This is a genomic window from Photorhabdus sp. S10-54 (assembly GCF_963878145.1).
Taxonomy (GTDB): domain Bacteria; phylum Pseudomonadota; class Gammaproteobacteria; order Enterobacterales; family Enterobacteriaceae; genus Photorhabdus; species Photorhabdus kayaii.
This window is the reverse complement of the sequence record NZ_CAWNXG010000022.1, coordinates 52,813-64,376: the sequence shown is the minus strand read 5'-3', so window position 1 is coordinate 64,376 and position 11,564 is coordinate 52,813. Positions and strand designations below refer to the sequence as shown.

Here is an 11,564-nt window from a genome sequence, read left to right as displayed (position 1 = left end):
ATCCGCCTTAACCATCATATTGTGATCCCTGTTTCATTAGCGTTAATATCTTCATCCCAGAAAATCATCCCTTTACTTACCTACCGATAATTTTATCCAATATTGAACCTATGTTGTCAGGAACCCTATCACCTCTCCAGGCAATATATTGGTCAGGACGCACTAAAAGGAGCCTGGTTTGATATAATTGCCAAGCATCATGACCGGGAAGATCAACAATCTTGACCGGAATTTTACGTTGATATGCCTGAGCTAATAATTCAGATATATCTGGAAAATGAGATCCTACCCGAAGCAAACTAAACCCGGTGCCTAAAATATCGAACAGAGATACCCTAGTGCCAGGAATAGGTGTGAGCCATAAGTGCGGCAATCTCCCTCCGGGTACACTACTTGGTTTATAATTAAGCCAATCATCATCCGGTACCGGATCGCTATTAATAATATGAGGAGAACTATCATATCGGGCACCAAGTTCCACTCCGATAGAAGTAAATTGACAGCGAAAATGACTTAGCTCAGTATTAATCTTTTCACGCGCCAGCTCACCCGCATAATCCGCATCTTCCAAATTTGCAGGCACATATAGTGATGCTGTCTGCCGGGTATAAGAACGAGCAACGGCAGTATTTCTCCATGCAATTGGACGACGCTCGCTTTCATAAGAATCCATTAACGCATCACCTGCCCAACCATTTATAGACGCAACAATTTTCCAAGCTAAATTGCTAGCATCGTCGATCCCCGTATGCATGCCAAAACCACCGGTGGGAGCAAATAAGTGAATAGAATCTCCTGCTAAATATACCCTACCCTCAGAATATTTATCAGCAACGAGAGCAACACCGCCTTTCCATATCGTATTGCCAAGGACTAATACCTCAACATCTGTACCTATTCCTGCCTGCGCTATGCGAACGACTTCCAAATCATCAATAACTTTCCCATCCTTACTCTGGGTCACAAATAAAAAATCATCTTCACCGTCCAGGCAGATAAATAACATATTTTCCCTAGGTGAGACAATATTGTACATCCAGGATTTTTTGCCTCGTAATAATCCCTGGTGAATTCCGGGAACACGGATATAACTGGAAACCATTCCACCCGTTAGAAAACCTGCCTTAGCTTCAACGGTTCCTTCGTAAACTATACCAAGTTTAGATCGTACAAAGCTCTGCCCACCATCACACCCAACCATATATGTTGCATGCCAGACTTCATCAGCATACTTTCCCTCAACATGTTCTGCATAAAGTTTTACTTCGTCTTTATATTGGACAAAATCTTTAACGCGCCAGCCATATCTCATTGTGATATTTGGACGACTCTTTGCATGTTGTAGCAGGAACCTTTCAACATACATTTGATTCACACGTATTATTGGTTCTGGAACGGGATCTGTCGAAGCCGCATTTTCGCGCATAGACATTTTCTCCATTTCCGACGGTAACGTAATCCGTGCAAGCTCCCATCCATTAAACTTGGTAAAATATGATACGTCCAAAGGAAACTCTTTTGGCACGCCCAATGACCGAATAGGCTGAGATATACCTACACGACGAAAATGCTCCATAATACGGGCACTATGGGTACTGCCTTTAGGCTGCCACCGGGTCTCTTCCTCCAAATTAAAAATAACCGAACGAACACCATATAAATCCAAGAATAAAGCTAACATTAGGCCAACAGGTCCACCACCAACAATAGCAACGGGTGATACAGAAATATTTTCTGAAGTCAAAATATACTCTCCTTAATAATGATTAATAGCAATAAATATTTCAGACAAAATATATCAATTAAAAAATTTATATATTTGTGAATTATCTCCTTTTCCGCTCCCCTCATATATACCCTATGGATTTCAAGATGCATCGCGACGGCAAGGGAGTGAATCCCCGGGAGCATAGATAACTATGTGACCGGAGTGAGTGAGTGCAGCCAACAAAGAGGCAACTTGAAAGATAACGGGTATAAAACAAAATAGTTATAGCCATGCTCTATACGTCATTCACTAAACACCGTTTCATTTCTCTGGCGGTTAAGCTCCATAACTCTTTTTCCTGAGTAATTGTGATACTTTCTCACTTCTTTAAGGAAGCGCTTATATGTTATATATTTTGGACCGTCAAACCCATGATAAGTTTCCCTTTTAAAAAAGTCACTTTAAAGAATAAATAAACATTAGAGCTCAAAAAAACAACATCAAAAATTTCAATATTTTTTAATATTTCAAATAAATCTCCATATCCAACAGAAATGAATTCATTTACCTTATATCACACTATACTAAACAAGGTATTTTTTATCGTTTAATTAATATAATAATCTGATAATACCCCTATCATGCTGTCATACAATAATAACTCTTACGCCGTAGCCTAATTACAAAAAAGAGGTATCTAAATTCTTAGTAAAAATACCGGTGGACTGAAAGTGAGTTGGTGGGAACACATCTTTGTAAATGTTAAAGAACCACTCCATACGTTCAAACTCAGAGACATCGGGAGATTCAGCAAGAATCAATCTTTTTACAGCTTCGATAACAATATTTTCATAAAAACCTCCATTCACAATATTTTACCTTCGCCATAATCAACTCTAATTACTGAATATATAATTAACAATTTTTAAAATCCCATCTGGAAGTTCTTTATTTCTTTCATATTTATCGAGAATTTTAGGAGAAATATCCCTTAACTTAGGTTTCAGAACCTTACCTATTGCCCTTGAGGAAATTTGACCAAAGCTATTCACAACAACGACATATTCTCTAATATAGTATTTCTTCTCGGCCTTTTCCAATATTAGCTGAATAATTTGTTGTCCAACAATATTTACATCTATATTTAATTATCCATTCAATAGAATCGATAATTACTAATTTCGTTTTTTATTTTTTACATTATACGAGTTCAATCCAATAATTATTACATAATATATGATTACGATAGTTTGTATTACTTATTTTACCCAAAATATATCCATCAACACTTTATGCTGATATCTCATCACCAGAAACCATATCAAGTACTTTTACTGTACATGCCATTATGTACTCAAAGTATCTCAATCACACTCGGATAAAAGCATCGTTACATCTGTATTTATCCTGATATTGTTTTGATATAGCTCATTAAGCATTGCAATGCGAAAACGCACCATTTCTTCACCAACCGCAATAACATCCCCCCTTCGGTAAGGTTTCTCTTCAATCATTCGATCAATAATTTTTCTCATCGCAATCGCATGATCTTCATCCTCTTCAACATGGATTCTAAAGAAATGTAATGCATCATTAGGCGCCTTTATTAATTGCAAAGCGTCTAAAATTGGGCCATAAACCAGAGGTACGATCGCTTCAGCACCTAAACACAGTGCCGCAAGCCCTCTCAGAGAATCATCACTGCGGCAGTGGCGAAACATGGCATCAATCAGTTGTTGAGTACTGTTAAGAATTGGGTCACTTTTAGGAACAGCATTAATAGCCGCCATCGCTTTTTTATATAACTCTGCATGAGATATCTTTGCTGCATCGGTTCCTGTTAGCTCTTCCAACAGATTATGAGAAAGCAGCATAAAATCTTTTTGATCTGCTAAACCTCCCATCAATGAACACAGATAACGGGTGAAATATTGTGAATAGTAATGGTGCTGGATCATAAACTTTCTTAATAAATTCTGCTCCACCTGACCAGAGCGGCAAGCGACCAAAAATACATTCGAATTGAGCTCCTCCAATAACACCTTAGAGAAAACGTCTTCCCATAGTGGAGATAAAAAGTAACCGGTTTCTTCTTTTTTAAGCTCATTTTGAGTATTGATAGTGAGTTCCATAATAAACCCTTTTAGTAACATTCAACCGATGAAATAGATGATATACAAGCTCTTCTCAAGCCAAAAATATTAGTTCTATGTTTATGCAATCCTATCAATCTCTTAACAGAAATTGCTGTAAAGCCGTAGATAAGTTAGTGACCCAACTCAATTCTACTGTGCTGACATTATGTACTGTATTCAAAGGGATAAACGCAGCAACAAGACAAGTAGTCAGGACAAGTGAAATTTTATTTACACTCGATCCCGTATCTATTTTGGTTCTCATGACCATTTCAATTTTCAGCCTTGAATCTGTGTGGTTTCCCGCTATATAGCAGCTAAAGCAAGATAAATTTTATTTCATACTACAGATTCGCTAATAGTGGATAAATAGACCTACAATCACTTCTGAAGTGACTTTCTTGTCACCAATAGCAACTTAAAAAAGCCCAGGAGGCCCAAGTGAATAATCTGAGTGGATTCATAATCTTCATTCATGTCGCCAAAGCTCGTAGCTTTGCAACCGCAGCCAGACAACTCGGACTCTCTCCTTCGTCCGTTAGCAAAAGCATATCCCGGTTAGAAGAGAAATTAGGTGTACGTCTGCTCCAACGCAGCACCCGAAGTGTCAGTTTGACGACTGAAGGCACACTGTTCCTTGAGCGCTGCAAACGTATCCTGGACGAGATTTCCACTGCGGAAAATGAACTATTAAGCTCCATCTCTGCCCCTCAAGGACGCCTGCGAGTGAGTTTGCCATTGCTCAGTAACCTGATGTTACCCGTATTATCTGCTTTTGCGACTTGTTACCCACAGATAGAACTAGAGCTGGATTTTAGTGATCGATTAGTTGATGTTATCGATGAAGGCTTCGATGCCGTGGTTCGCACTGGGGAACTCAACGATTCACGACTGATGAATAAACGTATAGGGTCTAGCCGTTTCGTCTATGTTGGTGCTCCAAGCTACTTTGCACAACATGGCAAGCCAGCACACCCCGGAGAGTTATTACACCACGCCTGCTTGATACATCGTTTTCCCACTACCGGCCTTTTAGAGAAATGGCCGCTGTGCTCAGGAAGATCCGAAATAGACATACATCTTCAGGCAAAGATAACCAGCAATCATGTCGAAACACTGCTACACATGGCGATTCAAGGCCACGGCATAGCCTGTTTGCCTGATTTTACCGTTAAACAAGCATTAGCTAGCGGTACATTGTTAACAATCTTGGATAAGTGGGCGGGTACTTCAAGCACCTTCCGTGTTCTCTGGCCATCTAACCGTTGGGTACTACCTAAAGTCAGAGCTTTTGTCGATTTCATGGCAGATAATTTATTCCCAAAAGAAAAATAAAATATTTATCAATAAATTGATTACATAAGTACTTAAACATGAAAATGCCCATAAATGACGTAATTAATCTCTTTGACTTTATTCTGTAATTCTGACATCTCGTTTATCTATGACTCAATCTTCTCCAGGAATGACAAATTCAGCCATAAAAAAACTGCACCTCAATGCTGGATTAAGTGTCCAACTTGTGAGGTACAGTTTATTATTTCAATTAATCCTGAGAAATTTTTTCCCAGGTATCACGCAGGCCAACGGTACGGTTAAATACCAACTTTTCTGCACTGGAATGACAACTATCAGCACGGAAATAACCTTCACGCTCAAACTGATAAGTTTGCTCTGAATTAGCATCAGCTAAACTTGGCTCAACAAAGCCCTGACGGATCACCAATGACTCTGGGTTAATTGTCGCCAGAAAATCATCCTCTACACCTGGATTCGGCACGCTGAACAGACGATCATACAGACGGAATTCAGCAGAAACCACATGAACCGCACTGACCCAATGAATAACACCTTTCACTTTCCGGCCATCCGCTGGATCTTTATTCAACGTTTGCTCATCGTAGCTGCAATAGATTGTCGTGATATTATCGTCAGCATCTTTCTCAACGCGCTCCGCTTTAATGATATAAGCGTTACGCAGACGAACTTCTTTACCCAATACCAAACGCTTATATTGACGGTTCGCTTCTTCACGAAAATCTGCCCGGTCAATATAGATCTCACGACTAAATGGCACTTCACGGCTACCCATCTCCGGTTTGTTCGGATGATTAGGCATACTCAAAATCTGCTCCCCTTCTGGCATGTTTTCGATCACTAATCTAACCGGATCAAGAACAGCCATTGCGCGAGGGGCATTTTCATTCAGATCATCACGGATACAAGATTCCAATGCTGCCATTTCCACATTATTAACCTGCTTGGTGACACCAATACGACGACAGAATTCACGAATAGACGCGGCAGTATAACCACGACGACGCAAGCCTGAGATCGTTGGCATGCGTGGGTCATCCCAACCTTCAACAATCTTATCTGCCACCAGCAGATTCAGCTTACGCTTAGACATAACCGTATATTCAAGGTTCAAGCGCGAGAATTCATATTGGCGTGGACGACAGTCAATGGTGATGTTTTCCAGTACCCAGTCGTACAGGCGGCGGTTATCCTGGAACTCCAGCGTGCACAGCGAATGTGTAATACCTTCAAGCGCATCAGAAATACAGTGAGTAAAATCGTACATTGGGTAGATGCACCATTTGTTACCACACTGATGATGTTCTGCAAATTTAATCCGGTACAAAACCGGATCACGCATCACAATAAAAGGGGATGCCATATCAATTTTAGCACGCAGACAAGCTTTACCTTCGTCAAATTCACCGGCACGCATTTTTTCGAACAACACCAAGTTTTCTTCAATATTGCGGTCACGATATGGGCTATTTTTACCCGGTTCTTTTAACGTGCCACGATATTCACGGATCTCTTCCGGACTCAATTCATCAACATAAGCCAGACCTTTGTTGATCAATTCAATAGCATACTGATACAGCGTATCGAAATAATTAGAAGAGTAGCGAATATCGCCGCTCCACTCAAAACCTAACCACTGAACATCATTTTTAATAGAATCGACGTATTCAACATCTTCCTTAACTGGGTTGGTATCATCAAAACGCAGATTACACTGCCCCTGATAGTCCTTTGCAACACCGAAGTTCAAACAGATAGATTTTGCATGACCAATATGCAGATAACCATTGGGTTCAGGCGGGAAACGAGTATGTACCGATGTATGTTTACCAGTTGCCAAATCTTCGTCAATTATCTGACGAATAAAGTTTGTCGGGCGGGCGTCTGCCTCACTCATTGTTTTATACCTCAATAATGCCAAAAACGCGTCACGTAACCGCCTATAATCCAACAAGCAGTGCCGAGAAACAACCGTTTGTTCATGTAAAATGGCGATTCAGTGCAAAGTTGGAGCGAAAAAACGATGACGAGTTTTTAAAAGGGACTGTTTTAATAATTTTTTACTAGAAAATAAGACTGATACCTAGCAACCAGCTAATGGGTCTATGTTTCAACAATATTATATATATCCGTCATCTTTCAAGTTGCCTCTTTGTTGGCTGCGCTCACTCACCCCGGTCACATAGTTATCTATGCTCCCGGGGACTCGCTCCCTTGCCGTCGCGATGCATCTTGAAATCTATAGGGTATATAACAATGAATTACAAAAAATCACTCTTCTATCGAAAAAACACTCAACAGTGACGCATATCGACAATACAGCAAACTTTATTATGAAATAATCAATGAAACTATCACCAATCAATATTTCATTCAACCATAACAAATATTACTGAATAATAACCATCCAATTTTAAAGAATAAATAATTGGCACTATACCTATTACTAATAACTGTTTGATAAAATCAAAATAAGTCTATAATTTAAATTTCTAAATTATCTATTGATTGATGCTTTTACTCTGTAAATATAAAAAAATAATTATATATATCAAATTTATTATCGAAAGACTATTAATGACGCTCTAAATTTAAATTTTACAAAAAAATACAAAATAACAATGAGTTAATTTCAAAATCAATTCGATAATTCAGGCATTTCACTACCGGACTTTATCTAAATCACACTGCTATTCTAGTGGGTATTTATTTAAACATAAATTTACAATCAGACCAATAAAATAAACTAAAGCATAATAAAGGGTTACGTCACATACACGCATTTTAATGTTTAAACCACCGTAAATAAACAATAAAATACTTTGCAATTTATTATTAAGGTAATAATATTATTAAGCATCTTAGTAATAAAATTATCCGGGTACAATACGATACACTTAATCAATTCTAATCATTCTAATCATTCTAATCATTCTAATCATTCTAAATATTAAATTAAAAAATTAACATGTAAAAATAACACCAAATAATTTCACGCACTTAATAAAATATCCCAAGGGAAATAAAAATGACGAATATAACATCAGGCAACAAAATAACCCCAGCAGTAATAGTCATTAATGGCAACTACATATCAAATGATTATCGTTCTGGTTTTAAAGTTGGAGCGACATCATTCACACTAAAAGTTGCTGATTATTTTATAAAAAGGGACTTACTTTCTGGCTTTATACCCTATGGATTTCAAGATGCATCGCGACGGCAAGGGAGTGAATCCCCGGGAGCATAGATAACTATGTGACTGGGGTGAGCGAGTGCAGCCAACAAAGAGGCAACTTGAAAGATAACGGGTATATATTCTACAAAAGAGATGAATCATTAATTTTACCTAAAATAACTGAAGATATAATTGAAGGTATAAAATGTATAAATATCTTTTTTAATTTCTCTATGAAAAGCAAAGATGTAAAAAACATGCTAGAAAAATGTATTTCAATATTATCAATTAAAAATGATCAAATAATCCCTGCAATAGTTTATTATCAAACAGATACATTATTATCTTATCATCCTCCCCATATACCTTGTTGTATAACACATCATGGCCCTTTTGTAGAAGACTTTCAACAACACTATTCTCTGGAAGAGACATATGATGCTTTTGAAAATAAAGCTAAAGCCCAACACCTTAATATTCAACAAATGAAAGGCATTGAAACATTAATTAATAAAAAATATTTTATTTTCCAACATTCAAAATTACAAGGAAATTTCTTACTCAAAAAAGGAATAAACCCAGACAATATTAAAAATATTATTCCACCTATTTCCATAGAAGAAATCACTGAATTAAAAATAGAAAATAAATATATTAATGATTTTATCAAAACCAATAAAAATGAATTATTGTTGTTTACTGCGGTCGCCAGATTAGATTATTTTAAAAATATAGATCTATTAATCAATTCAGCAATTATTTTACTAAACAAAGGTATTCCCGTTAAAATTTTCATTGCAGGTGATGAAGAGAGCAAAAATATCAGAAGGAATAAATTGATATCGAGGGTCCCCCCAGATATCAGGAACAATTTTTTATATCACATAAATTATCCCAAACAGAACTATTCAGTATTTTTAATAAAATAAAAAATAAATCTATTTTTGTATGCACATCACGCTATGAAACCCTTGGCATTACACCATTAGAAGCTGCATTAAATGGCGTATGCACAATCGTACCCAACTTAAACTTAATTGAAGCAGCTTCTTATTTTCCTTCAGAATACAAATTTACATATAATATCGATTCTCTTAATGAAAAGATAATATCAATATACGAAAAAGATCTATTTACCTCTAATCAGCAGTTACAATATATAAGCTCTTTAATTTCAAAAGCATGTTTTGAAGATAGTATGGGCAAAGCCTGGGAAGAAGTTTCAATAAGTTATATGGCAAACAAAAACCCCGTTTCTGAGTGTCTCTCATAACGCTTCAACTATTTACCAAATCAATGGGCACATACAGGTGCCCATTTACAAAACTCCTGACAACATCTTCCCGCAATTAAATCATTAAGTTAATTCAGTTAAAAATTTGAACCCGTTTACTACAGATGACTCAATTTATGCAATTTTAAACAATATCGCTACAGTGATCACAATTACTCACTTATGTGTAGCTTTTTATTATTTTTCGACTAAAAATAAGTTGTATTGCTGTTGTTAATAGCGAGCTATTTTTTCAATAAAATTTCCTACAACTAAGGTAAGCATTATGGGTATATTCAATTATTTGCAGCGATTGGGAAAAGCATTAATGCTTCCCATTGCCACGCTTCCCGTAGCCGCGCTTTTGCTACGTTTCGGCCAACCCGACGTATTTAATATTCCTTTCATCGCCAGCGCTGGCGGTGGTATTTTTGAAAACCTCCCTCTGCTATTTGCATTAGGTATCGCGATAGGCTTAGCAAAAGATAATGCTGGCGCTGCCGCGCTGGCCGGTGTCGTCGGTTTTTTAGTACTCACTAAAGCCACGTCAGTCATAGACTCGACTATCAATATGTCTTTTTTCGCAGGTATTATCGCAGGTATTGTTGCCGGTCATTGTTATAACCGTTTTTCAAATACACGTCTGCCAGAGTTTCTTGCTTTCTTCGCCGGTAAGCGGTTAGTCCCTATCATAACCGGCATTATTTGTCTGTTCATTGCATGGATATGTGGCTATGTATGGCCATATGTCCAGCACGGTATTGATACTTTCAGCCTTTTAGTATCAAAGAGCGGCATGGCCGGATGGTTTACTTATGGTGTGCTTAACCGCTCTCTCATTCCATTTGGTTTGCACTATATCCTGCATTCTGTTTTCTGGTTTAGTCTGGGTGACTGTCTGAAAATTACTTATGAATTAGCCAGTTCTGTACATAATATCTGCCTGGCTCCAGATGTTGTCCGTTCTCTGACCATCGGCGCAGCGGTTCCAGGTATTGATGGCTCTACTATTACCCAAATAGCCACCGATATGAGCCGCGGCGACTTGAACCGTTTCTTCGCCGGTGATCCACATGCCGGAATCTATATGGCCTGGGCTTATCCCATCTTTATGGGCGGTTTGCCCGGTGCTGCGCTGGCAATGTATCTTGCAGCACCAAAGGAACGTCGTCCTCAGATTGGCGGGATGCTATTATCCGTCGCTTTGACAACATTCTTAACCGGTATCACTGAACCAATAGAATTCTCATTCCTATTCTTGGCTCCAGCTTTATATGTTCTGCATGCAATATTGGCTGGTGTTAGCATGGTTATCGTCAATTCATTGGGTATTCTGCATGGCTTTGGATTCTCTGCCGGATTAATTGACCTTGTATTGAGCTGGGGTCTGGCAACCAAGCCGTGGTTGTTAATCCCATTAATCGCCTTGTTCTTTATGCTGTATTTTGTTTGCTTCACCCTCATGATTCGTATTTTCAACTTACGTACGCCAGGCCGCGAAATTGGAGAAACAACTCAAGCGACTTCCGCCTCCCAAGACAACGAAACAATTCAACATTACATTACCGCTCTTGGTGGTGCACAAAATATTCATACCGTAGATGCCTGTATTACCCGTCTTCGCTTGACCGTTGAAGACAACACACAATTGGATGAACACCGGTTAAAACAATTAGGTGCAAAAGGCGTCCTGAAAATAGGTAAACAGAGTGTTCAAGTGGTATTGGGACCCCAGGCAGAAAGTATTGCCGGGCAGATACGTACTCAACTACCCTCAGATAGACCAGACAAAAGGTCGCCAAATAAAAGATCGTAGTTAAAGACACCTCGAACTTAAAAGGGAACTCATCTCTCGTTCCCTTTTATTTTTCTTGCAAAAATAAGATGACTTAATAAGTGACAAAAACAGTAAAATCTATCATTTCTTCTATTAATTTTCTGGCTATTTTTTGC

At 38.1% G+C, this 11,564-nt stretch carries 9 protein-coding genes; 5 read left to right on the top strand and 4 right to left on the bottom strand.

The window, feature by feature from the left end; all coding sequences use genetic code 11:
- Window positions 1-76: 76 nt before the first annotated feature.
- The 3 genes from AACQ83_RS13655 to AACQ83_RS13645 form a co-directional block, all read right to left on the bottom strand.
- On the bottom strand, window positions 77-1,744 hold the full coding sequence (locus AACQ83_RS13655) for an FAD-dependent oxidoreductase (RefSeq protein ID WP_158537777.1): 1,668 nt from the start codon (window positions 1,742-1,744) through the stop codon (window positions 77-79).
- 644 nt (window positions 1,745-2,388) lie between these two features.
- A complete protein-coding gene (locus AACQ83_RS13650) occupies window positions 2,389-2,577 on the bottom strand; it encodes a hypothetical protein (protein ID WP_112878095.1) in 189 nt (62 codons plus the stop codon).
- Window positions 2,578-3,072: 495 nt separating this feature from the next.
- A complete protein-coding gene (locus tag AACQ83_RS13645) occupies window positions 3,073-3,840 on the bottom strand; it encodes a TenA family transcriptional regulator (protein WP_158537776.1) in 768 nt (255 codons plus the stop codon).
- A gap of 444 nt (window positions 3,841-4,284) precedes the next feature.
- Between AACQ83_RS13645 and AACQ83_RS13640 the strand changes: the two genes are divergently transcribed.
- Window positions 4,285-5,178, top strand: coding sequence for a LysR family transcriptional regulator (locus AACQ83_RS13640; RefSeq protein WP_112878093.1), 894 nt, complete (start codon window positions 4,285-4,287; stop codon window positions 5,176-5,178).
- Between the two features lie 211 nt (window positions 5,179-5,389).
- On the opposite strand, the gene glnS is transcribed toward AACQ83_RS13640, so the two are convergent.
- A complete protein-coding gene (gene glnS, locus AACQ83_RS13635) occupies window positions 5,390-7,057 on the bottom strand; it encodes a glutamine--tRNA ligase (protein ID WP_112878092.1) in 1,668 nt (555 codons plus the stop codon).
- A 1,131-nt stretch (window positions 7,058-8,188) separates the two neighbouring features.
- Here glnS and AACQ83_RS13630 point away from each other — a divergent pair.
- From AACQ83_RS13630 to nagE, 4 genes are all read left to right on the top strand, one after another.
- Window positions 8,189-8,410 carry a hypothetical protein gene (locus AACQ83_RS13630; protein ID WP_192881022.1) on the top strand — a complete coding sequence of 74 codons (222 nt, stop codon included), beginning with the start codon at window positions 8,189-8,191 and terminating at the stop codon, window positions 8,408-8,410.
- A 47-nt stretch (window positions 8,411-8,457) separates the two neighbouring features.
- Complete coding sequence (locus AACQ83_RS13625) at window positions 8,458-9,267, top strand: glycosyltransferase (RefSeq protein ID WP_112878091.1); 810 nt, start codon at window positions 8,458-8,460, stop codon at window positions 9,265-9,267.
- On the top strand, window positions 9,174-9,611 hold the full coding sequence (locus AACQ83_RS24640; protein WP_112878113.1) for a glycosyltransferase: 438 nt from the start codon (window positions 9,174-9,176) through the stop codon (window positions 9,609-9,611). The genes AACQ83_RS13625 and AACQ83_RS24640 overlap by 94 nt, the downstream gene beginning before the upstream one ends.
- Before the next feature lie 286 nt (window positions 9,612-9,897).
- Window positions 9,898-11,427, top strand: a complete 1,530-nt coding sequence (nagE, locus tag AACQ83_RS13620; protein ID WP_112878090.1) for an N-acetylglucosamine-specific PTS transporter subunit IIBC — start codon at window positions 9,898-9,900, stop codon at window positions 11,425-11,427.
- Window positions 11,428-11,564 lie beyond the last annotated feature (137 nt).